The 21,884-nt window shown below is 65.1% G+C and carries 20 protein-coding genes; 12 read left to right on the top strand and 8 right to left on the bottom strand.

The genetic code is table 11. The features are described from left to right. The first annotated feature begins 89 nt into the window (after positions 1-89). The 3 genes from G6R19_RS01330 (at position 90) to G6R19_RS01340 (ending at position 4,777) form a co-directional block, all read left to right on the top strand. Entirely contained in the window at positions 90-2,108 is a 2,019-nt protein-coding gene (locus G6R19_RS01330) for a multicopper oxidase family protein (protein ID WP_163161581.1), read from the top strand. 75 nt (positions 2,109-2,183) lie between these two features. Further along, the gene (locus tag G6R19_RS01335; protein ID WP_163161583.1) at positions 2,184-3,020 is read left to right on the top strand and encodes an alpha/beta hydrolase; all 837 of its coding nucleotides are present in this window, start codon (positions 2,184-2,186) and stop codon (positions 3,018-3,020) included. Further along, complete coding sequence (locus G6R19_RS01340) at positions 3,017-4,777, top strand: EAL domain-containing protein (RefSeq protein WP_163161585.1); 1,761 nt, start codon at positions 3,017-3,019, stop codon at positions 4,775-4,777. Before G6R19_RS01335 ends, G6R19_RS01340 begins: the two co-directional genes overlap by 4 nt. 154 nt (positions 4,778-4,931) lie before the next feature. On the opposite strand, the gene G6R19_RS01345 is transcribed toward G6R19_RS01340, so the two are convergent. Next, complete coding sequence (locus tag G6R19_RS01345; RefSeq protein WP_163161587.1) at positions 4,932-5,258, bottom strand: hypothetical protein; 327 nt, start codon at positions 5,256-5,258, stop codon at positions 4,932-4,934. 243 nt (positions 5,259-5,501) lie between these two features. After that, positions 5,502-5,846, bottom strand: a complete 345-nt coding sequence (locus G6R19_RS01350; RefSeq protein WP_163161589.1) for a hypothetical protein — start codon at positions 5,844-5,846, stop codon at positions 5,502-5,504. A 134-nt stretch (positions 5,847-5,980) separates the two neighbouring features. On the opposite strand from G6R19_RS01350, the gene G6R19_RS01355 reads away from it, so the two are divergent. From G6R19_RS01355 to G6R19_RS01365, 3 genes are all read left to right on the top strand, one after another. After that, positions 5,981-7,198 carry an MFS transporter gene (locus tag G6R19_RS01355; RefSeq protein ID WP_163161591.1) on the top strand — a complete coding sequence of 406 codons (1,218 nt, stop codon included), beginning with the start codon at positions 5,981-5,983 and terminating at the stop codon, positions 7,196-7,198. Positions 7,199-7,292: 94 nt separating this feature from the next. Next, positions 7,293-7,994 (top strand): alpha/beta hydrolase, encoded by a 702-nt coding sequence (locus G6R19_RS01360; RefSeq protein WP_163161593.1) that lies wholly within the window; start codon positions 7,293-7,295, stop codon positions 7,992-7,994. 88 nt (positions 7,995-8,082) lie between these two features. Then, the gene (locus G6R19_RS01365) at positions 8,083-9,000 is read left to right on the top strand and encodes an LssY C-terminal domain-containing protein (protein WP_240341723.1); all 918 of its coding nucleotides are present in this window, start codon (positions 8,083-8,085) and stop codon (positions 8,998-9,000) included. 50 nt (positions 9,001-9,050) lie between these two features. On the opposite strand, the gene G6R19_RS01370 is transcribed toward G6R19_RS01365, so the two are convergent. From G6R19_RS01370 to G6R19_RS01380, 3 genes are all read right to left on the bottom strand, one after another. Beyond that, positions 9,051-9,746, bottom strand: coding sequence for a class I SAM-dependent methyltransferase (locus G6R19_RS01370; RefSeq protein WP_163161597.1), 696 nt, complete (start codon positions 9,744-9,746; stop codon positions 9,051-9,053). Positions 9,747-9,803: 57 nt separating this feature from the next. After that, entirely contained in the window at positions 9,804-11,225 is a 1,422-nt protein-coding gene (locus tag G6R19_RS01375; RefSeq protein WP_163161599.1) for a hypothetical protein, read from the bottom strand. A gap of 105 nt (positions 11,226-11,330) precedes the next feature. Then, a complete protein-coding gene (locus tag G6R19_RS01380) occupies positions 11,331-11,801 on the bottom strand; it encodes a hypothetical protein (protein WP_163161601.1) in 471 nt (156 codons plus the stop codon). Positions 11,802-12,050: 249 nt separating this feature from the next. On the opposite strand from G6R19_RS01380, the gene G6R19_RS01385 reads away from it, so the two are divergent. From G6R19_RS01385 to G6R19_RS01410, 6 genes are all read left to right on the top strand, one after another. Beyond that, on the top strand, positions 12,051-12,851 hold the full coding sequence (locus G6R19_RS01385; protein WP_163161603.1) for a carbon-nitrogen hydrolase family protein: 801 nt from the start codon (positions 12,051-12,053) through the stop codon (positions 12,849-12,851). A gap of 108 nt (positions 12,852-12,959) precedes the next feature. Continuing rightward, the gene (locus tag G6R19_RS01390) at positions 12,960-13,778 is read left to right on the top strand and encodes a gamma-glutamyl-gamma-aminobutyrate hydrolase family protein (RefSeq protein ID WP_163161605.1); all 819 of its coding nucleotides are present in this window, start codon (positions 12,960-12,962) and stop codon (positions 13,776-13,778) included. A gap of 276 nt (positions 13,779-14,054) precedes the next feature. Next, entirely contained in the window at positions 14,055-15,188 is a 1,134-nt protein-coding gene (locus tag G6R19_RS01395; RefSeq protein WP_163161608.1) for a glutamate--cysteine ligase, read from the top strand. A 22-nt stretch (positions 15,189-15,210) separates the two neighbouring features. Continuing rightward, the gene (locus G6R19_RS20515) at positions 15,211-16,689 is read left to right on the top strand and encodes a PLP-dependent transferase (RefSeq protein ID WP_163161610.1); all 1,479 of its coding nucleotides are present in this window, start codon (positions 15,211-15,213) and stop codon (positions 16,687-16,689) included. A 23-nt stretch (positions 16,690-16,712) separates the two neighbouring features. Continuing rightward, positions 16,713-18,491, top strand: coding sequence for an N-acetylglutaminylglutamine amidotransferase (locus G6R19_RS01405; protein WP_163161612.1), 1,779 nt, complete (start codon positions 16,713-16,715; stop codon positions 18,489-18,491). Positions 18,492-18,494: 3 nt separating this feature from the next. Further along, on the top strand, positions 18,495-19,889 hold the full coding sequence (locus G6R19_RS01410; protein WP_163161614.1) for a M20/M25/M40 family metallo-hydrolase: 1,395 nt from the start codon (positions 18,495-18,497) through the stop codon (positions 19,887-19,889). Positions 19,890-19,992: 103 nt separating this feature from the next. On the opposite strand, the gene G6R19_RS01415 is transcribed toward G6R19_RS01410, so the two are convergent. From G6R19_RS01415 to G6R19_RS01425, 3 genes are all read right to left on the bottom strand, one after another. Then, entirely contained in the window at positions 19,993-20,898 is a 906-nt protein-coding gene (locus G6R19_RS01415; protein ID WP_163161616.1) for a phosphatase PAP2 family protein, read from the bottom strand. Positions 20,899-20,977: 79 nt separating this feature from the next. Next, positions 20,978-21,478 (bottom strand): SRPBCC family protein, encoded by a 501-nt coding sequence (locus G6R19_RS01420; RefSeq protein WP_163161618.1) that lies wholly within the window; start codon positions 21,476-21,478, stop codon positions 20,978-20,980. Further along, a complete protein-coding gene (locus G6R19_RS01425; RefSeq protein ID WP_163161619.1) occupies positions 21,475-21,831 on the bottom strand; it encodes a metalloregulator ArsR/SmtB family transcription factor in 357 nt (118 codons plus the stop codon). Before G6R19_RS01425 ends, G6R19_RS01420 begins: the two co-directional genes overlap by 4 nt. Positions 21,832-21,884: the final 53 nt, after the last annotated feature.

Raw genomic sequence — 21,884 nt, forward strand, 5'->3', positions numbered from 1 at the left:
CTGGCGTGACCCGCTTGGGAAATCCTTGGCATCACCGGGCCCCAGATTTCCCCAACGTTTTCGCACCGTTGTTCCTCCACCCTTTGTTTATGTCGATTTCACGCCGTCAGGCACTGCAAATAGGTGGTATCGGAATCATCGGCGCCTTTGGGCTTGCCGTACCGTTGCGATCGGTGGAGGCAAAGTCAGCGAGCCAGCTGGCTGCCGGCAACATGCCCAGGCCCTACCAGCGGGCTCTGACTATCCCGTCGGTACTTCAGCCCGCACGAACAACGGTGGATGCCGACGGCCACAACAGGCACCACTACCGCATAGAGCAGAGGCTCAGTTCGGCGAATATCGTGCCGGGACTGAGCACACCGATCCTTGGCTACAACGGAACGTTCCCGGGTCCCACCATCAAGGTGAATCAGGGCGACCGCATCACTCTCATGATGGACAACGTGCTGCCGCTGCTCCATCCCCAGTGGGGGTACCGGCTTGATACGTCCACCCACCTGCACGGTGCGGCCTCATTGCCGCAGTTCGACGGGTACGCCAACGACCTGACCGGACTCGGCTACTGCAAGGACTACGAGTACGGAAACTTCCAACCGGCGCGGACCCTCTGGTACCACGACCATGCTGTCCACAACACGTCGCAAAGTGTCTACTCCGGGCTGGCGGGCCATTACCACCTGCACGACGAGGTTGAACGAAGCCTGCTTCCCCAGGGAAAGTTCGACGTGCCATTGACCGTTTCCGACGCCATGTTCGCCGCCAACGGCTCCCTCGCATATGACGACAACACCCACTCCGGCCTCTGGGGTGATGTCATCCTGGTAAACGGCGCGCCGTGGCCGGTTATGAAGGTCCAGCGGCGAATCTACCGCTTCCGCATCCTCAATGCTTCCATTTCCCGCTCCTACCGTTTCTCCCTCAGCACCGGGGACCCCGTGACCATGGTCGCTACGGACGGCGGCCTGATGCCCACAGCACAGCAGGTGACGTCGTGGCGGCACAGCAGTGCGGAGCGCTACGAGGTCCTCATCGACTTCTCCAAGTACCCGGCTGGAAAACGCGTGGAACTGCGCAACCTGTCCAACGACAACAACATCGACTACGACAACACCGGCAGGGTCATGGCCTTTGATGTGACGGATGAACCGGTGGACACGTCCGGGCCGGCCGCAAAGGTGATGCCAAAACTGCTCGCACCAAGCACCGCCATGAGCCTGACGCCCTCCCAATCGGTTAACAACCGGCACATGCGCGTGAAGCGGGACAACGACATCTGGACCTTCGGCGGCATGACGTGGGACGAAGTGGTGGAGAGCGGCTACCGGAAAGTGCTGGCAGACCCGGACCTGAACGATGTTGAAATCTGGACCATCGAAAACAGCTCAGGGGGATGGTTCCACCCGGTCCACATCCACCTGGTGGATTTCCAGATCCTCAGCCGCAACGGGAGGGCACCCTTCAACTACGAACGCGGGCCCAAAGACGTGGTGTACGTCGGCGAGGGCGAGACGGTCCGGCTGCTCATGAAGTTTGAGCACCACCGCGGCCGGTACATGATTCACTGCCACAACCTCCCGCACGAGGATCACGACATGATGGCCCAGTTCAGCGTGGGCATCGACACGAACGATCCCGACCCCAACCACCCCATCGACGCCTCGAAGCCGCATCCGATCAACCAGACCGTACCGGTGGAGGAACCCACGGACGAGCCGACAACGGAAACGCCGGAACCAACCACCAGCGCAACCGCAACTGCGGAGCCAACCGATACTGCCACCAGCCCGGAGGCAACACCGACGGCGACAGCCACCGCGACGGCGCAGACCGACGTTCTGACCATCACCACCGCGCGGCACCGCCTGAATAAGGACATGGACGTCACGGGAACCTCCAGGATCGACGGAGCCGTCCCGACCGGTTCAGCTTCGGTGAAGGTCTATGACATAACGTCCGGACGTGCCGAAACCCTGCTGGGCACCGTCTCCATCAACTCCCTTGGCGGATGGTCCCTGCAGGCCAAGCCCGGCCCGCGTCAACAGGTCACATCCGTAAGGGCGGTATCCAGCCGCGGGGGAACGGCCACGAGCCAGGTGCGCCGGGACTGAATCCTAGGATTCCGCATCCCCCCGCCGCTAGTATCTGAGGCAAGACAAGGTCACCCTAGGCAGGGGTCAGCAAGAATGGTCGAAGCAGCAACGGCAGCGGTTTCCACGGTGATCCGCCGGAACAACGTCACGGTGTCCGGGCGGGCTGACGGGCCGGTGATGATGTTTGCCCACGGCTACGGCTGTGACCAGGATATGTGGCGCAGGCTCCTGCCCTACTTCGCCAACGATTACCGGCTGGTGCTTTTTGACCACGTGGGTGCGGGCCATTCTGACGTCAATGCCTATGACCGGGAAAAGTACGGGTCCCTGGATGGCTACGCCGCGGACCTTCTGGAGATCTGCGAATGCCTGGACCTGAAGGACGTCATCCTTGTGGCCCACAGCGTCAGCGCGATGATGGCGGTGATCGCTGCAACGCACGAACCGGAGCGGTTCTCCCGGCTCATCCTTGTTGCCCCGTCGCCGCGCTACACCAACGACCCCGCGGAGGGCTACGTGGGCGGGTTTTCACAGGACGACATCGAGGGCCTGCTCGCGTCCCTGGACAGCAACTATTTTGCCTGGGCTGAAGCGCTGGCTCCGATGGCAATGGCCAACCCGGAGACTCCGGAGCTGGCCGAGGAACTGCGGAGCAGCTTTTGCCGGACCAACCCGTCCATTGCCAGGCACTTTGCCCGGGTTACCTTCCTCTCGGACACCCGGCAGGTGCTGGGGAAAGTGCCAACGGACAGCCTGATCCTGCAGTGTTCCGACGATCTGCTCGCGCCGCCGGAGGTAGGCACGTACGTGCACCAGCACCTGGAACGCAGTTCCCTAGTGCACCTGCAGGCCACGGGCCACTGCCCGCACGTCAGTGCACCGCAGGCCACGGCCGACGCCATCCTGCAATATCTCGCTTCCAGTCCGTGACAGACACCCCGGGTCCGGACCCGGCCCACCTCGAAGCGCTGTTCAACCAGGCACCATGCGGCTACCTGGTGACCGACGACGGCGGCCGCATCACCGCGGTCAACGATACCTTCGTGAACTGGACGGGTCACAGCCGCTCAGACCTGCTCGGGTCCACCCTGCAGTCCCTCATGCCAGTGGGGGACCAGATCCTGTATTCGACCCACTGCATCCCGCAGCTGGGGATAACGGGCGCTGTGTCGGAGATCGCGGTCGAGATCATCGGCGCGGACGGCCAGCGCCGGGCGGCCCTGCTCTCGGCGTCGCGGTCCCCGGCCTCAGACGAGGAGCCCGCCGCCGTCCGCGTGGTCATCTTCAGCGCCCACGAACGCCGGATGTACGAGAAGGAACTCGTTGCAGCCCTTCGCGCGGCGGAGGAAGCCGAGGCCCGGCGTGCCGAGGCTGAAAAGGAACTGCACCGCCTCGCGCTGCACGATGCCCTCACCGGCCTGCCCAACAGGGCCGGGCTCAATGTGGGACTGGACCAGCTTCCCGCCGGCGGAACTGCCGGAACGCGCAGGCTGGCGGTCCTCTTTGTAGACCTCGACCATTTCAAGGCCGTTAATGACAGCCTGGGGCACGCCGCGGGGGATGAGCTGCTGATCTCCGTCGCGCAGCGCCTGACGTCGCTGGCCGCAGGATCAAACAGTGTGGCCCGGCTTTCCGGGGATGAGTTCGTTGTGGTGGGCGCCTTTGCCGGCCCGACGGAAGCCACCGCCCTCGCTGCCGGGCTACTGGAGGTCCTCCGGACACCGATGCAGATCGAGGGGCTGGAAATCGTCACATCCGCGAGCATAGGAGTGGCTGTAGCCGAGGATGGCGGCGAAACCCTTGAAGACCTGATCCGGCGCGCCGACATCGCGATGTACCGGGCCAAGGAACTGGGACGCAGCCGCTGGGAGCTGCATGAGCCCGCGGAGACGGATCCCACGGTGGACCGGCTGCGCGCGTTGGGCGAGCTTCGGCGTGGAATCAGGGAAGGCGCCCTCCGCGTGCACTACCAGCCCCAAATCGACCTGCGCACCGGGCGCACGAGGGGGGTGGAGGCGCTGGTCAGGTGGCAGCACCCCACGCGCGGCTTGCTCCCGCCGTCGGAGTTCATCACCATGGCCGAGGAATCCGGACTGGTGCGGCCGCTGGGCGCCTGGGTTCTGGGCGAAACGCTGAAGCAGGCAGACAACTGGCGGCGGCAGGGCCGCCCCAGCAGCGCCCTTGAGTTCGCCGTCAACCTTTCTGCCCGCCAGCTCAACGACCCCGAACTGGTCCCGATGGTGGAAGCCGGCCTCCGGCTGCGGGGCATCGATCCCGCGCTCCTGCTGCTGGAAATAACCGAGACAGCCCTCATGGCCGATCCCGCCGCCGCACTCGCATCGCTCACGGCTCTCAAGAACCTGGGCGTAGGGCTTGCTGTTGACGACTTCGGTACGGGCTACTCGAGCCTGACGTACCTGAAGAAATTTCCCATTGACGAACTGAAAATCGACAGGTCCTTCATCAACGGACTCGGTTCGGACTCCGGCGATTCGGCCATTGTGGGCAGCTGCATCGACCTGGCGCACGCGGTGGGTATCCGGGCAGTCGCCGAAGGCGTGGAAACCTCCGGCCAGGTCCACATGCTCAAGGCCATGGGCTGCGACCTCGCGCAGGGATACCACTTCGCCCGGCCGCTTCCGGCCGGCCTCCTCAAGGAATGGCTGGACGCAAACGGCGGCGGCTAACCGGGTCCCCGTGCGGGCGTTCCCTCAAACCAAGAGTGCAGCTACCCGTCTATTCGGATACAGCTGCACTCTAAGTTTGAACCAGGAAGAAAAGAGTCTGTGGCTGGCACTCTGGCCCGATTGTGGGCGCTTCGGGTGCCTTGCCTGGAAGCTTTTAGGCGGCGATCAGTGCGCGCCTTGCGGGTGCGTGCTCCCGGCGCGGCGCCAGGACGCTGATGGTACAAGGTGCCTGCTGCGGATCGATCCTGGCCGGCAGGTGATGCGTTTCGGAAGCGGTATAGAGCATTTCGAGGGCTTCTGCATCAACCATTGCGTGGCTGATGTCCAGCTTCAGGTCCAGGCCTTCCCTTAAGGAATTGGCCCGCTTAACTACTACATAAAGTGCGTTCACGCTGTGAATGGTGATGTGCCCCTTTGCAATCACCAGAGCTTTGGCGTGGTCGAGATCTACACGGACAACGATGTTGAGCTTGGAATTCAAGTTGTAAAACCTTCCCCGGCATTGGCTGCGACGCTGCAGCTTCTTGCTTTGGCCTGTTTCTTAAGCCTCATCCAGAGTAAGGGGCAGATGTGACCCACGCAACAGTTACGTATTTATTACACCGATTAGGATGCTGATCCTGTGACGCTCCGTGGCCCGCATTTGCTGGAAGCCGCACGCACGCAGGAGCCACGGGCGGCTGAAGCCGCCGCCCGCCGTCGAACTGTCCCACCACGAACCGGCTCAGCCCACCGCTTCAGGAAGCCGTCCGGTTAACACTGACACCGGCGCCGATGACCAGCGCTCGCGCTCGGGCTCATAGGAGATCACCACGGAGGTGTCCCTGTCCCGAGCCTCATCCATCGCGAGCAGCAGGGCGTCCTCAATGTGCCGCGCGTATTCGAGCCGCTCGGCCAAGGATCCCTGAAGGTCGCCGTCATCGATCAGGACATGGCCCTTACCGTCCACAATGACCTTCAGCGAATACCCCTGGTCCTCATGGAGGGATCCCCGCGTTGTTGAAATCTCGGTGACCCGGTCTGCCCGGACCAGCCCGTTGCCGAGCGTTCGGATCCACACTTCACCCATGGAAAAACCTCCCCTTTGGCAGTGGGCGCGAATCAGCACCCCATAAGGCAAACGGTAGTCCTTCGCAAGGGTTTTGTGACCCCCAAATGTTTGCTTTTCCTTCCCCTGCTGCAGGCCACCCTAGGATAAATCTGATGACTTCCCCGGATGACTCCCAGCCGTTCAGCCTGCGCGCCATCGCGGTGGCCGCTTTTGGCCCCACCTTGCTCTTCGGGATCGGCCAGGGAGCGATTCTTCCGGTGGTGGCGCTGAGCGCCCGCGACCTTGGTGCGTCCGTTGCAGTCGCGGCGCTGATCGTCACGCTGATTGGACTGGGTTCGTGGTTTTTCAACCTGCCCGCATCGCTGGTCACCCTCAAATTCGGCGAACGCTGGGCCATCGTGGGCGCCGCTGTCGCGGCCGGACTGGCGCTCGCCGCAGCCGGTTTGTCCTCCCTGATCCCCAACGGACTGTGGCTGCTCGCGGTGGCGATGGCCGTCGTCGGGATGTCCGGCGCGGTCTTCGGACTGGCCCGGCAGAAGTACCTCACCGAGGCCGTTCCCGTGGCGTTCCGGGCACGGGCGCTGTCCACCCTGGGCGGTGTGAACCGGATTGGTGTTTTCATTGGCCCGTTCCTGGGCGCTTTGGTGATGCAGTTTTCCGGCATCGGCGGGGCGTACTGGGTGGGTGTGGTGGCGATGGCCGCCGCCGCGCTGCTGTCCCTCACCATCCCGGACCTTGCGTTGGCGGACACGCACGACGGCGGGAGTGCCGGCCCGGAGCCCACCCTCCGCAGTGTGGCCGTTTCCCATGCAGGCGTCTTCCTGAGCGTGGGCGCCGGGATACTGCTGCTCAGCGCGCTGCGCTCGTCCCGCCAGGTGGTCATCCCGCTGTGGGCGGACCACCTGGGCATGGACGCGACGTCGGCCTCCCTGATTTACGGACTCTCCGGAGCCATCGACATGCTGGTCTTCTATCCGGCCGGCAAGCTCATGGACCGGAAGGGCCGGCAGTTTGTAGCCGTGCCCTCCACCCTGCTGATGGGTGCTGCACTGCTGCTGATTCCGCTCACAGGATCGTTTGTGGGGTTGCTCCTGGCGGCGCTCTTGATCGGATTCGGCAACGGGATCAGTTCCGGGCTGGTGATGACGCTGGGTGCGGACTTCTCGCCAAACCGCGGGCGCGGCCAGTTCCTGGGGCTCTGGCGGTTTATGGCCGACGCCGGTTCCACCGGCGGGCCTGTCCTCCTCTCCGGGGTGACGGCTCTGGCATCCCTGGGGGCGGGGATCTCAGCCACGGGCATACTGGGGTTCGCGGCGGCGGCCGTGTTCGCCGTCGTCATTCCCCGGCTGAAGCACCGGCGGAACTACTGATTCCGGGAGGTTGCGCTATCACTTTTGGTCCCCAAACCGCGGTTTTGAGAGCCAAAAGTGATAGGGCAACGGGTGTGGAGGATATCCTCAACAGATGAGTGAAACGGGAACGCCCACTCGAATCAGCCCGCTGCAAAAAGGCGCGTGGTGGCTGCAGGACTACCTCTACGCCGGCGTCTGGCAGGTACGCGGCATGCTCTCCCGCGTGCAGCCCGGCTCGTTCCACCAAGGCCACCGCGCTCCCGTGGTGATCATCCCCGGCGTGTACGAAAACTGGCAGTTTATGCTGCCCCTCATCCAGTGCATCCACGACGCCGGCCATCCGGTTCACGTGGTGACCGTGCTGCAGCGGAACAGCCTGGACGTGCCCGCTGCCGCCAGGCTCGTGGCCCAGCACCTGGAGGAAGCGGGCCTGCGGGACGCCGCCATTGTGGCGCACAGCAAGGGCGGGCTCATTGGGAAATACGCGATGCTGAACCTCGATCCGGAGCACCGGATCGACCGGATGATCGCCGTGTGCACGCCGTTTTCCGGGTCGCGCTACGCCAAGTACATGCTGCTGCCCAGCCTGCGCATCTTTTCCCCGCGCAACGCCTTGACCCTCCAACTGGCCCGGGAGGAGACCATCAACAGCCGCATCACCTCCATCTACGGGCCGTTCGATCCGCACATTCCCGAGGGCAGCGTGCTGCCGGGTGCCACCAATATCCAGCTGCCTGTCGCCGGGCACTTCCGGATCCTCGGGGATTCTGAAACGTCGCGGATCATCGTGGAGCAGTTGAACCTTCCGGCGTGACGCTTCGCTCCCGCCAACGGCCGGGATGCAGCCTTCCGGCCGCACCTTTTAGGCTGGTCATGGGTTGGCGACCGAAAGGAGAAGCACTGTGACGTCCACTGGCGACGCCGGCCGCAAGCGGGCCGTTCCGGAAGAGCCGGACCACTCGCGTTCCAGCAGTGCGGTGGAGCGCCGGCAAAGCAGGTGGGCCACGGTCCTCGCTGTCCTGCAGCGGCTTCTGTACCTGGTGGTGACCATAGCCGTGGGCTGGGCTGTCTACTACTTCCTGCTCGCCCGGCTGTCGCGTGGGCCGGAGCAGGCATGGGTGTTCCTGCCGGTCTGGCTGATCCTGGCCTACGCGCTGCTGCCGCGCATCCACAAGATCCTCAGCAGCCTGTACATCCCGGACTACTTCATCGGGCGGACTCGAACGGGCGACGGCGTACTGGGGGATCCCGTGAACCTCGCCGTGGTGGGACCCCAGGAGGAGTTGCGGCAGGCGATGCGGACGGCGGGGTGGGTGGAAGCGGATCCCATTACCCCGGCCACCGCCTGGCGCACCCTGACCTCGACGGTCCTGGGGCGCAGCTACCCGCAGGCGCCGGTGAGCTCGCTGTATGTGTTCGGCAATAAGCAGGACCTTGCGTTCCAGCGGGAAATCGACGGAAACCCGCGCAAACGGCACCACGTCCGGTTCTGGAAATGCCCGGCCGGCTGGATGCTGCCCGGCGGACTGTCCGTGGACTGGGTGGGGGCGGGGACCTACGACCGTAGCGTGGGGTTGTCCCTGTTCACCTTCCAGATCACGCACAAGATCGCCGACCGCACGGACGAGGAACGCGACTTCATCATCGAGACCCTCCGCTCAGCCAACGCCGTTGAGTCCGTGCACGTTATCCTCAACTACTCCAGCGGATACCACCACCGCAACGGCGGCGGCGATGCCATCCGCACCGACGGGCACCTGCCGATCATCGACCTGCACCCGCCGGACCGGCTGCGCAGGTCGGGTTCACCGGCCTCCTAGGCCAACGCTTTGCCGGAGTTGTTTCGTGGGTTCCGTGGGCGCGGGGCACGTCAACGGCCGCCGGGGCCGCCTGGGCTGGTGGCTGTGCCCAGGATGTGCGCGACGGGAGGGACCAACGGACCTGCCGAGAAGCCGAACCGCCGGCTGGCCTGCACCGTGAATCCCGCCGCGGTGATGGCCCGGAGCGTGTCCCGGTTGGGGTGGCAGCCGCCGGCCATCCGCTGCCAGGCCGGGGTGAGCAGGTCTTCGGCTTCGGCCAGCAGGCGGTTGTGGGAACGGACGTGCTCGTAAAAGGCCAGCATCCCTCCGGGGCGCAGGACCCGACGGATTTCGGCGAGTGCAGTGGCCTGGTCGGCCACGCTGCACAGGACGAGGCTGGCCACCACGGCGTCCGTGCCGGCATCTTCCGCGGGAATCTGTTCGGCGGTGCCGGCCCGGACCGTTATGGGCACCCGCGCGGAGGACGCCCTGGCCAGGGCGAGATTTCGGAGATAGTCGTCCGGTTCGATGGCCAGGACCTGGGTGACCGATTCCGGGTAAAGCGCGAAGGCCGAGCCGTCACCGGCGCCGATCTCGATGACGGTCCCGCTCAGGCCTGCAAGGATGGCTCGCCGGTGTTCCGTGCCGCCGCGGCGGTTCATCTCCTCCACAGCCCGGGCATAGGCCCGTGCGAAGCGGGGGTGCTGCAGGTCCGCCGGCCCGCTCCCGCCGGAGGGTCCTTGTTCCTGCCTGCCGGCGCCGGTCATACAGTCCTTCTTCCGCCTGGTCCTAGCGATCCTAGTCTTCGTTGCTCGTGTGCGTTGCTAGTCTGCGTTGAAGGGGCTGCTGGTGTCCGTGGCGAGTGTGCCGCTGTTGGCCGTCAGGACGCAGCCTGAAGCTTTTCCGGCAATTTCGAGGTCAGGGAAAGCGGCGAGCCCTGATGATGCTGCCCGCATAAGAGTGCCCTTGATGGTGCAGTTGGACTGAAGCATGATCTGCGCGGAGCTATCCACCCGGTTGCCGAAGGCGTCCAGGACATGGACGGTCACCGGCGGCGTGATGGGCGTATTCTTCAGGACGACGGCGGGAATGGCATCAAACGTGAGTCGCCCCGGTGCTGCGGCGGTGATGGTCGCGGTCACTGGGGCGGGAGCCGCCAGCCCTTGGGAAGCTGCGGTGATGGCTGCGGTGCCGGCTCTGGTGTCCCCGTAGAAGAACGACGCCGACGAGGACCCGGCGGGGATGGTCACCGTGGAGATCTTTGCGCCGTTTGCGGTGGCAGCAAAGATGGTGGCTCCGGCGGAGCTGGTGGCGAGCGAGACGCTGGAAGTTCCGGCAGTAACGGCGTTGCCGTAAGCATCCTGGCGTTGAAGGGTCACCGGGCCAAGGGTTGCCGCACTTGAGGCCGCGCCCGTAAGGACTGCGCCGCTGGTGACTATCAGCTTGCTGGCTGCGGCCGGAACCACCGTGAACGCGCTGCTGACGGCGCCGGCGTAACCAGGGCTGGAAGCGATTAGCGTGTAGCCCGAGCCCGCCTTGTTGATTGAGAGGCCGCTGAACGTGGCTGTGCCCCACCCATCGGTGGTGGCGGTGAGCGTTCCGGAGAGCGTCCCGGCCGCGGGGTTGGCGCCAAGGCTGATGGTGACCGGGACTCCGCGTCCCCACACCTCAAGCCCGAATGCGGTCCGCAATTGCACCCTGAAAGAAGTAATCGGCGAGCCGGAAGTCACGGTGCCGGACGGCTGCGAATCGAAGGAGAGGTCACGAAGGCTGGTCACCGCAACGGTTCCGCTGACGGGGCCTGCTGCTGTCCACGAGCGGTGGACCGCCGTTACCTGGTAACGGTGCGTGCCCTCCGGCACGGACGAGTCCGTGCACGTCGTGCCTGCGATCGGAGCGGCCGGGCTGGAGCCGCAGGCGGGCAAGGCTGTGGAACCGCTGATTCGGGTGACGTAGTAGCCCGTCGGGACCACCGCGCCGTTGGACCCTGTCCAGCTGACGGCAACGTTTGAGTTGTTGCTTGCCGGCACCGAAACGTTGGTGGGCGGAAGCAGCGTGGCGACTGACGCCGTCGTACTTCCGGAGCCGGAAGCCCGCCAGTGTGCTGAAGCGGGAGCAGCGCCCGCGAACGTGGCAATAAAAAGGACCACGACGGCCAGCACTCCGGCACGCAAGAGCCAGTTAAACCAAACCAGCTCCCGCCGAAGCCGGGGGGTGGCTTCGGGGGAGCTGGCGTTTGTGGGCACGGGGACCTTCCGGAAAAATCGAGCTTGATAGCGGTCAGGCGGACTTCATCACCATTGGGCTACGAAGCTGATGGACTGCTTCAGGAAGGTGACTCCTTGCCCCCTTCAGCTGGCCGCGAAGTGCAGGGGCACCGTGGCGCCCTTGCAACCGTCCTGGTTCTCTGCGCTGTTGACCATCTGAAGAGTTACCGTGCCGGTGGCAGTGCCACCGGGCTCAAGTTCTTTGGCAGTAAAGTCGTAGTCCGCTATTGCGAAGTCGGCCGTCTTGCAGCCGGTCGATGACGTCCACGTGGTGCCGTCGGTGTTGGCGACTTTGACATCAACTTTCGAGACCTTCTGAACGCCGGTGCCGGGGTTTTTCACGGTGAAGGTGACCTTCTGCGTCGGCCCGCCCGGGGAAAGTTCGCCGCCTGTAGCTGTACCGGTGATCTCGAAGCCGGTAGTGGTGCCGGCCTTGGTGGTAGCGCTGCCTGTTCCCGTAGCCGTCCAGTAGGCGAAAGCCGCACCGCCGCTGATAGCTACCAGCGCGGCAGTGGTGCCGATGATGCGCTTCTTACGTCCAGCAACCTTGCTCACGTTCTACCCCTAAAACTTTGCGGTAACCGCAGAGACCTTGTGAGCCTGTGCGGCTCCGATAGGAATAGCTTGGTGGAGCTGGCTCAAATTACTCATGGGTAATTCGTCAAGGTTTTGTCAAGTGTTCCTCGGTGTTTGCGCAGGTCAGCCGCACGTAGGCCGGGAAGGTGCCACTGGGGCTATTCGCGCAGACCGGGGTGTGCGAACCTTTGGTGAAGGGAGCCGTATCGCGGTGGCAGGAGGGCCGAAGTGAGAATTGCGTGCGGGCAGTTCAGCGCCGGCAGCGAACCCCAGCGGAACCTGGTGCAGATACAACAGCTAATGGAAACTGCCGCGCTGAACAACGCCGACCTGCTGGTGCTTCCCGAGTCCAGCCTGTATGCCGGCACCGAACCCCCAAGTGTCCTCGCGGAAGTGGCAGAGCCCTTGGACGGTCCATTCATCAGCGGGATCGCGGCGCTCGCAAGAGGGCTCCACCTGCCCGTGGTGGTGGGAACCGCTGAGGCCAACCCCGGTGGCCTTCCGTTCAACACCCTGGTGGCTCTTGACTCGGAGGGCTCAGTTCAAGGCACGTACCGCAAGGTGCATCTCTACGACGCCTTTGGCTACCGTGAAAGTGACGGAACCAGCCAGGGTGCCATCGCCGAGCCGTCCCTGCTCTCCTTCGGGCAGCTGCGCCTGGGCATGCTGACCTGCTACGACCTCAGGTTTCCGGAAAGCGCCCGTTACATGGTGGACGCCGGCGCGAACGTCCTGCTGCTGCCGGCCATGTGGATCGTAGGCCCGGGCAAGGAAGACCACTTCAACACCTTGGTCCGTGCCCGTGCCATCGAGAACACCACCTATGTGGTGACGGCCAACCAGTGCGGGCCGTTGGCCACTGCTTACTCGATCGTGGTTGATCCCTTCGGGGTGGTGATCGCCAACGCCGGCGAGGCACCCGGAGTCATTTTTGCCGAGCTCGAACCCGAACGGATCGCGGCAGTCAGGACCCGTGTGCCGTCCCTGCGCAACCGCCGCTTCACCGTGGTACCCCGGGACCTTCACTAAGCCCCGGAAGTGTGACCTTCTTGACACCTGCATTTGACCTCCACGAAACATTCAGTGCCTTCCGCCGCCATAAAATTGGAGGCAGAGAAATTTCCCGGAAGGACCACTGTGCAGACCACCGACGCCGCGATGAAACCCATCATCGGACTCACCACGTACCTGGAGCAGGCTGGGACCGATGGTTGCGGCACGGTCAGGGCGGCATTCCTGCCCGAGACGTACCTGAACCCCATCATCGCCGCAGGCGGCGTGCCCATCCTGCTGCCACCCCAGCCCGTCATGGCCGGGATGATCGAACTGCTTGTGGGCAGGCTCGACGGCCTGGTGGTTCCCGGTGGCTGGGACGTGGACCCGTCCCTCTACGGACAGGAAGCCCACCCGGAAACCGACGCTCCGCGCCCAGAGCGTGATGCCTGGGAGCAGGCCCTGATCCAGGAAGCGATCCGCCAGGACGTTCCGCTGCTGTGCATCTGCCGCGGCGAGCAATTGCTGAACGTCACGCTGGGCGGCAGCCTCCACCAGCACCTGCCCGACGTCATCGGGAACGCCCAGTACCAGCCCGGCGGCTACAACTTCAACAGGATCCCGGTGGAGATCAAGCCCGGCTCCAGGCTTGAGCAACTGATCGGTGCCAACCCCGGACCAGTGCCGGTCTCCCATCACCAGGCCGTGGACAAGCTCGGCGAAGGCCTTATTGCTGCAGCCTGGAGCGAGGACCAAGTGGTGGAAGCCATCGAATACCCCGCGAACACCTTCACCATGGGCATCCAGTGGCACCCGGAGGAGCTGCCCGAGGACTTCGGCCTTTTCCGTGGTTTCGTCGAAGCAGCCCGGGCGAAGTTCCTGTCGCGCCTCCTGCCGGCCACGCCGGCGTCGGCCGTCACCGCGGAGATCAATGCCAGCCTCGCTGGTCCGCCGCTCGTCTGAGCGTAATAACCGCCCCGGAGGTGGCCAAGAGCTCCTGAAAAAGGGCCAATGGGACGCCCCGAAGCAGCGCAAGATGCGCCTTGTTTCGGGGCGTTTTCGCGTGTTTTGCCTTGCGGACAGGAAATAAGCATGCTTAGTATGTTCTAACACTGAGGTTAAGCCAAACGCTTCATGGTTCTATCCAGGAGTCATAATGGCTGGTTTCCGAAACGTTTTTCCTCTTGCCCACGGACGAGTCCCACGTAAGGGAGATGCCGGCCCAAAGGGGCAGCGCTGATGCGCCGCCTGGGTGTGGAGGAAGAGTTCCTCATCGTCGACAATGCAAGCGGGCATGCCGTGCCACTGGGCGAACTGCTGGACCGCCTGAGTGATGATGACGGGCTCAGCAGTGAAATGAAGCAGGAACAGATCGAAGCCTGCACGCTGCCAAGGATCAGCCTGGACGAGCTCGCGCAGGACCTCACGGCCCGGCGGGTGAGCGCGGATTCCACCGCCCGCGCAGTGGGAGCACGCTCGGTCGCCCTTGCCACGTCGCCCTTTCCGGTGCAGTCCACTGCAGCCCCGGGCGAGCGGATCGAGCGGATGATGCAGAAGTTCGGCGTGACGGCGGCTGAGCAGCTGACGTGCGGCTGCCACGTCCACGTGGAGATCGACTCCGACGAGGAAGGCGTTGCCATCCTGGACCGGATCCGGATCTGGCTCCCGGTACTGATGGCCCTGACAGCGAATTCCCCGTTCTGCAACGGTGTGGACACCGGCTACGCGAGCTACCGCTCCCAGGCCTGGAACAGGTGGCCCACCGCGGGTCCCAGCGAAATCTTCGGCTCCGCTGAGGGTTACCACGCCCACATCCAGGAGATGCTCCGCTCGGGCGTGCCCATGGATTTGGCACAGATCTACCTCGACGCCAGGCTTAGCCACCATCACCCCACCGTGGAAATCCGGGTGGCGGATGTGTGCCTGTTCGCCGACGACGCCGTCCTGCTCGCGGCCCTGGTGCGCGGCCTGGCGGAGACAGCCGCCAGGCAGTGGCGCGCGGGCGTGCCCCCGGTGCCTGCCTCTGCAGTACAGCTTCGACTCGCCTCCTGGCAGGCGGGCCGGTTTGGGCTCGACGGCGAACTGGTGGATCCGCTGACAGGCCAGCCCCGCGCCGCCTTCGACGTGGTCATGTCCCTGCTGGACTTCATCCAGCCGGTGTTGAAGGAGCAGGGCGAGTTCGACGTTGTGGAATCCCTGCTGTTCCAGGTCCTGACCAGGGGCACCGGTGCTGCAAGGCAGCGGGAGGCCTACGCCAAAGCGGGCAGCCTGTGCGACGTCATCGCTGACGCAGTCCACGCCAGCAGCCTGCCCGCAACAGCGCTTCGGCAGCTGACTGATTCGCCGCTGCTGGCCAGCGACCAGAGCTTCTAGGCAAGGATCCGGGAGGGTGCATATGGACCAGAATGAGGCGCCGGTGCTCGATGCACTGGCCGAACACCAGAAACTGGAAAGGTACGGATTCACTCCGCCTGCCCACCGGCAGGGCCGCGGCGTCGATCCACGCGTGCTGGAGGTATTGGGCGAGCAAAGCTTCAAGTCCGACGTCGTTGCCTCCTCAGGGCTCGACGACCGGCAGTCCTCCAACGGCTACCTGTCCAAAGCCGAGCAGCTGATGGCCGAAGCCGTGGGTGCGGACATGGCCTTCTTCACCACCTGCGGCAGTTCCCTCTCCATCAAGGCCGCCATACTGGCGGTGACCCGCGGCGAGGGCGAGCTCCTCATCAGCCGGGACGCCCACAAGTCCGTGGTCTCGGGGCTGGTGCTGTCCGGGCTGCAGCCGCGGTGGATCAAACCGCGGTGGGACAACGAACTGAAGCTGAGCCACCCGCCGTCACCCGAAGCGGTGGAGGAGATGTGGCAGCGGTATCCGGACGCCTCCGCCGCCCTGATCGTCAGCCCCACGCCCTACGGCACCTGCGCGGACATCGAGGCCATTGCGGAGATCTGCCACAAGCGCGGCAAGCCGCTGATCGTGGACGAGGCGTGGGGCGCGCAGCTTCCTTTCCACCCGGATACGCCCACCTGGGCCATGTCCGCCGGGGCGGACATCTGCGTGGTCAGCGTGCACAAAATGGGGCTGGGCTTCGAACAGGGTTCCATCTTCCACCTCCAGGGAAACCTCGTGGACCCGGTCCGCCTGAACCAGTGCGCCGATGTCCTCTCCACCACCAGCGCCAACACGCTCCTGTACGCGGCGATGGACGGCTGGCGCCGGCAAATGGTCCAGGAGGGCAAAGCCATGATCGAAAAGGCCCTGGAACTGACGAAGGGACTCCGGCGGGACATCGAGGCTCTCCCCGGCCTGCACGTCCTCGAAGACGAACTGGTCCACGCCGAGGCGTCCCACGACCTGGACATCCAGCACATCATGATCGACGTCTCGAACCTTGGCATCAGCGGGTTCCAGGCCACGGACTGGCTGCGTGAGAACTGCCGCATCGACATGGGCACCACGGACCACCGGCGGACCGAAGCCGTGATTTCAGTGTCCGATGACCAGGAGACAGCTAACCGGCTCCTGGACGCACTCCGCGCCCTCACCGAAGCCGCCCCGGACCTGCCCCGGCCACCCGCCGTCGTTATCCCGGACGAGGAGGACCTCTACCTGGAGACGGTGATGCTTCCCCGGGACGCGTTCTTCGGGCCGGTGGAAGTGATCCCGTGCGAAGAGGCACCCGGCCGCATTGCCGCCGAAATGGCCACGCCCTATCCTCCGGGCATTCCCCTCCTGCTGCCCGGCGAACGGATCAACAAAGCGGCCATGGATTACCTCCGCAGCGGCGTGGAGGCAGGCATGGTCCTGCCGGATCCCGCCGACCCAACGCTCAAGACCATCAGGGTGGTCCGCGAAGAACCACACCGATCGCAGTAAAGGCAAGGAACGAGGACAGCACCATGTGCGGAATAGCCGGCGAAATCGCCTTCAACGGGAGAAAGGCCTCCCAGGAGTCGGTTCTGAAAATGATGGGGGCAATGACGTCGCGGGGGCCTGACGGGCGGGGGAGCTGGGAGTCGGGCTGGGTGGCACTGGGGCATCAGCGCCTCAGCATCATTGACCTTTCCGAGGCAGGGGCGCAGCCAATGCTGGACGACGGCGGCCTGGCGGTCACGTTCAACGGCTGCATCTACAACTACAAGGAACTGCGCCGGGAACTGGAGCCGGAGTTCACTTTCCGGTCCAACAGCGACACCGAGGTGATCCTGAAGGCCTACCGGAAGTGGGGCGACGACTTTGTCCACCACCTGGTGGGAATGTTCGCGGTGGCTCTTTACGATCCGCAGCGGCAGGAAGTCCTGCTGGTCAGGGACCGTCTGGGCATCAAACCGGTGTACGTCTCCCAGCTCCCGGGAAGGTTGCGCTTCGCTTCCAGCCTGCCGGCGCTGGTGGCTTCGGGCGGGATGGATACGTCCATTGACGAGACGGCCTTGCACCATTACCTGAGCTGGCACTCGATTGTCCCCGCGCCGCGGACCATCCTGCGCGGCATCCAGAAGCTGCCGGCCGCAACCATCCGGACCATCCGTGCCGATGGAACCTGGCACGACCGCGAGTACTGGAAACCTGACTACACGCGCCGCGCGGAGCACGCGGACTGGTCCGCGGCGGACTGGCAGGAAGCCGTCCGCGGTTCCCTTCAGACGGCAGTACGACGCCGGATGGTGGCGGACGTGCCGGTGGGCGTCCTTCTCTCCGGGGGCCTGGACTCCAGTCTCCTCGTTGCCCTGCTCGCCGAGGAGGGACAGCACGGACTGTCCACGTTCAGCATCGGGTTTGACGGCGCCGGCGGGGACTCCGGAAACGAGTTCGCCTACTCGGACCTCGTTGCGCGGGAGTTCGGTACGCGGCATGAGCAACTGCACGTCAGCACCTCCGAGTTCGCGCCGTCCATTGATGGGGCCGTGGGTGCGATGTCCGAACCCATGGCCAGCCACGACGTGACGGCGTTCCACCTGCTCTCCCGGACTGTCGCCGAGCATCTGAAGGTGGTGCAGTGCGGCCAGGGCGCGGACGAGGTCTTTGGCGGGTACGGGTACCACCAGCCGCTTGCTTCGGTGGGCCGTTCGGAGGCGCTGTCCACGTTCACCTCACGTTTTGTGGACCATAGCCATGAAGAACTCCTTAACATCCTGGAGCCCGAGTGGTACTGCGCCACCGATGTGAGCAGCCGGGTCCTGGCCGCCCACCTGGACGCCCCCGGCGCGGACACCGCCCTGGACGCGGTGCTCCGGCTGGATACCCACCTGCTGATGGTGGACGATCCGGTCAAGCGGCTGGACAACATGAGCATGGCCTGGGGCATCGAGGCCCGGGTGCCGTTCCTGGACCATGAGCTGGTGGAGCTCGCCGCGTCCTGCCCGCCGGAACTCAAGGCGTCCCAGGGCGGAAAGGGCATTCTGAAGGATCTGGGCCGGCAGATGCTGCCCACAGCCGTGGTGGACCGGCCCAAGGGATACTTCCCGGTCCCGGCCCTCCGGCACCTTGAGGAACCGTTCATCTCCATCGTCCGCGACGCCCTCCATGCACCGGAGGCAAAGCAGCGCGGACTCTTCCAGCCGGACTACATCGACGGCCTCCTGGCAGACCCCAACACCCAACGGACAGCCGTGAACAGCAACGTCCTTTGGCAGTTGGCGCTGCTGGAGATGTGGCTCCAGCACCACGGGGTGGGCTGATCATTGAGCCTGCCGGACACCTCCACCTCCCTGTTGCCCGAGCTGCGCCAGGCCGTCGCAACGGACTTCACCTCCGCCGTCGGCCAACTCTCGGACCTGGTCCGCATTCCTGCCATGGCCTGGGACTCCTTCGACCCTTCGGAGCTGGATAAGGCAGCCCGGCACGTGGCGGTCCTGTTCCAGGAAGCCGGGATCACCGACGTCGGCATCCTGCAGGCCCCGAGGCCCGACGGCGCACCGGGAGCGCCGGCGGTGGTGGGACGGAGGCCTGCCCGGAACGGCAAGCCCACGCTCCTGCTGTACGCGCATTACGACGTCCAGCCGGCCGGGGACCTCACCCTGTGGGAGAGTCCGCCGTTCGAAGCGGTGGAGTGGGACGGCCGGTTGTGGGGCAGGGGAGTGGCCGACAACAAGGCAGGGGTGATGTTGCACCTGGCCGCCTTCCGCAACGCGCTGCGCGTCCTGGGGGAGGAGCTGGAGCTCGGCGTCACCATATTCATCGACGGCGAGGAGGAGGCCGGTTCGCCCAGCCTGCCGCTGCTGCTCCAGCAGCACGGGGACCTGCTCAGCGCCGACGTCCTGGTGGTTGCCGACTCCGGAAACTGGAAGGTGGGTGTCCCGGCCCTGACCACCAGCCTTCGCGGGCTGATCCTGGGCACCATTGAGGTGCGGGTGCTGGACCACGCCCTGCACTCGGGCACCTACGGGGGTCCTTTGCTGGACGCCGTCACCGTGCTCTCGCGCCTGATTGCCACGCTGCATCACGACGACGGCAGCGTGGCGGTGGAGGGGCTTCTCGCCTCGGATATACCCGGGCCTTTGATGGACGAAGAGGAGTTCCGGGCGGATTCCGGCGTCCGGCCACGCGTGCCCCTGGCCGGTTCGGGCTCGCTGACATCGCGGCTGTGGACTAAGCCAGCGCTGGCGATCATCGGGATGGACGTGCCCTCTGTTGCCCTGTCCTCGGACACGCTGCAGCCAGTGGCACGGGCGAAGTTCAGCCTCAGCCTTGCACCGGAGAGCGATACCGCCGCGGCCATGGACGCCGTCCGCCGGCACGTTGAAACGCACACGCCCTTCGGCGCCGACGTCACGTTTACGCCCGCCGGCCGGACCGAGGGCTTTGCCGGTGACGCTGCCTCACCCGCTGCCCGGGCCATGCTCTCGGCGATGCAGGAGACCTGGGGTGTGCCGGCGGTCTGCATGGGGGTTGGCGGTTCCATTCCCGCGGTCAACATCCTGACCAGGCGGTATCCGCAGGCACAGGTGCTCATCACAGGGGCGGAGGATCCGGACTCCCGCGCCCACGGGGCCAACGAATCAATCCACTTGGGCGACTTCGAAAACGCCATCGTCGCCGAGGCTCTGTTGATTGCCCGCCTTAACGCCCCGGACTAACCTTCCCTGTTCCCCACCCAACTAAGTAGCGCTAAGTGTCGTTTTGACGCCTCAAAACGACACTTAGCGCTACTTAGTTGGGGGTCCGGGGGAGGAAGTAACGTCAGCGCCTGGGGGAGCCACGCCGCCGTGCGGCGTACGCGAACAGGGCGGTGGTGGCAACGGTGGCCAGATACCCGGCGATCACGATCAGCGAGATCCCGGCCCAGAAATAGTTGGTGGTGCTGACCTCCTGCCAGGGACTGGGCGCGATCCGGACCAGCGAATACATCGCCACCGCAGCCGACGCCAGCCCGATCAGCACCGGCAGCGTGAGCCAGATCCGGGCCGACCCGATGTGCCCGCCAAAGCCGTCCCACGCATTCCACGCCCCGCGGCGGATGATGAGCCAGCCTGCCGGAATCATAAAAGCGCCCACCAGCAGGAACGCGGCCACCACGTCGGCCGGCCGGTGCCACTGGTTGATCAGCGTGGACACGCCGGAGGCAATCGCGAATGTGCCGCCCACAAAACCGGCCATCGGGCGCCAGCGGGGCGAGGCCATCAGGAACACCGCGGCCGCCGCCGACGCCGCCAGGGTAGTGTGCCCGGACGGCAGCGAGTTCAGCTCCAGCGTCACCACGCCCTTGTCCGGCCGGGCCGGCAGCACATCCTTCAGGACCTGGGTAGCAATATTCGCACCGATGCAGGCAGTCACCGCGATGCCGGCTTCCGTCCAGTGCTTCCGGATCACCGTGACAAAGAGCACCACGACGGCGGCCATCACCAGTGAGATGGTGGGCAGCAGGTCCAGGAACCTGGTGGTCGCCTTGCCCGCCGGCCCGTGGATATCGACGGCTTCCACCAGCGCGGACTCGTCGATGAACTGGCCCGTAGTGGTCTGGACGAAGTAGTAGTACGTGGCCACCAGCCCTGCAACGCAGGCCAGCGTGGCGAGCACGAAAAAGAAACCCGAGCCCTGAGCGGGGCGTGCTGGGGTCCTGGTGGGTGCCTGCCGTTGAGAAGTCATCACTTCAAGGTTGTCACAGAAAGCTGGGATCCCGCCGCAGGTGCGGGGGATGCCGGCTTAGCCGGGCCCCGGCCCGCAGTTACCCCAGGCTCCGGGCGAGTTCCTCGATCAGTTCGAACTGCTCGCGCACGCCGCCCTCCATGCCGGACTGGGCAATCATGTCCCGCACCTCCTTGCTGCCTGCGTCGGTGCGGATGCTGACCAGGGTGGCGCCGCCGTCGGCATCGCTGAAGGTGACGGTGTTGACCACGGACCCCTCCTCGCTGTCCGGCGACGCACCGGACGTCTCCATGACCTCCGTGTGCACGATCCGTTCGTTGGGCACGATCTCGCGGTACGTTCCGTGGAAGGCCACCTCGAACTCACCGTGCGCCACCATCACGTAGCGCCATGCCCCGCCCACCCGGAAGTCCATCTCGGCCGTGGTCATCTCGCCCCGCCGCCCGGGCCACCAGCGCTTGACCAGTTCAGGTGTGGTCCAGGCCCTGTACACGAGGTGCCGTGGTGCGCTGACGGTCCGGGTGATGAGGATTTCCCGGTCGCTGGGAAAGGTCACGTCCATGGTGCCTGTTTGTGTCATTGTCCTGATCCTTCGTCTTGCGTGTCTTCCTGTTTGAGGTCGGCGAGCACGTCGTCCAGCAGTTCGAAGCGCTCGTCCCAGAGGTGCTGGTAGCCGGAGACCCAGTCATGGATGGGCTTCAGCGCCTGGGGGTTGAGCCGGTACAGCCGCTGCCGGCCTTCATCCCGCACATCCACCGCCCCTACCTCGCGCAGCACCCGCAAGTGCCGCGAGACTTGGGGCTGGGCCAGGCCCAAGAGTTCCACCAGCTCGTTCACCGGGCGCTCACCCTGGGTAAGGGCGTCCAGGATTTCCCGACGGCGGGGTTCAGCTACCGCGTTGAAAGTGTCCGTCGTCGTCGCTGCCCGTGCCATGCGCTTATCATATACCCATATGGATATGTGTGCCTTGGCTCCTGCACGTTTCC

The organism is Arthrobacter sp. Alg241-R88 (assembly GCF_900537115.1).
GTDB lineage: Bacteria > Actinomycetota > Actinomycetes > Actinomycetales > Micrococcaceae > Arthrobacter.

Bases quoted from the DNA above. Each gene is read 5' to 3' on its own strand.
- G6R19_RS01425 (WP_163161619.1), bottom strand. From the start codon at position 21,831: ATGGCACGGGCAGCGACGACGACGGACACTTTCAACGCGGTAGCTGAA.
- G6R19_RS01360 (WP_163161593.1), top strand. From the start codon at position 7,293: ATGAGTGAAACGGGAACGCCCACTCGAATCAGCCCGCTGCAAAAAGGC.
- G6R19_RS01405 (WP_163161612.1), top strand. From the start codon at position 16,713: ATGTGCGGAATAGCCGGCGAAATCGCCTTCAACGGGAGAAAGGCCTCC.
- G6R19_RS01330 (WP_163161581.1), top strand. From the start codon at position 90: ATGTCGATTTCACGCCGTCAGGCACTGCAAATAGGTGGTATCGGAATC.
- G6R19_RS01415 (WP_163161616.1), bottom strand. From the start codon at position 20,898: ATGACTTCTCAACGGCAGGCACCCACCAGGACCCCAGCACGCCCCGCT.
- G6R19_RS20515 (WP_163161610.1), top strand. From the start codon at position 15,211: ATGGACCAGAATGAGGCGCCGGTGCTCGATGCACTGGCCGAACACCAG.
- G6R19_RS01335 (WP_163161583.1), top strand. From the start codon at position 2,184: ATGGTCGAAGCAGCAACGGCAGCGGTTTCCACGGTGATCCGCCGGAAC.
- G6R19_RS01370 (WP_163161597.1), bottom strand. From the start codon at position 9,746: ATGACCGGCGCCGGCAGGCAGGAACAAGGACCCTCCGGCGGGAGCGGG.
- G6R19_RS01395 (WP_163161608.1), top strand. From the start codon at position 14,055: ATGCGCCGCCTGGGTGTGGAGGAAGAGTTCCTCATCGTCGACAATGCA.
- G6R19_RS01355 (WP_163161591.1), top strand. From the start codon at position 5,981: ATGACTTCCCCGGATGACTCCCAGCCGTTCAGCCTGCGCGCCATCGCG.
- G6R19_RS01420 (WP_163161618.1), bottom strand. From the start codon at position 21,478: ATGACACAAACAGGCACCATGGACGTGACCTTTCCCAGCGACCGGGAA.
- G6R19_RS01350 (WP_163161589.1), bottom strand. From the start codon at position 5,846: ATGGGTGAAGTGTGGATCCGAACGCTCGGCAACGGGCTGGTCCGGGCA.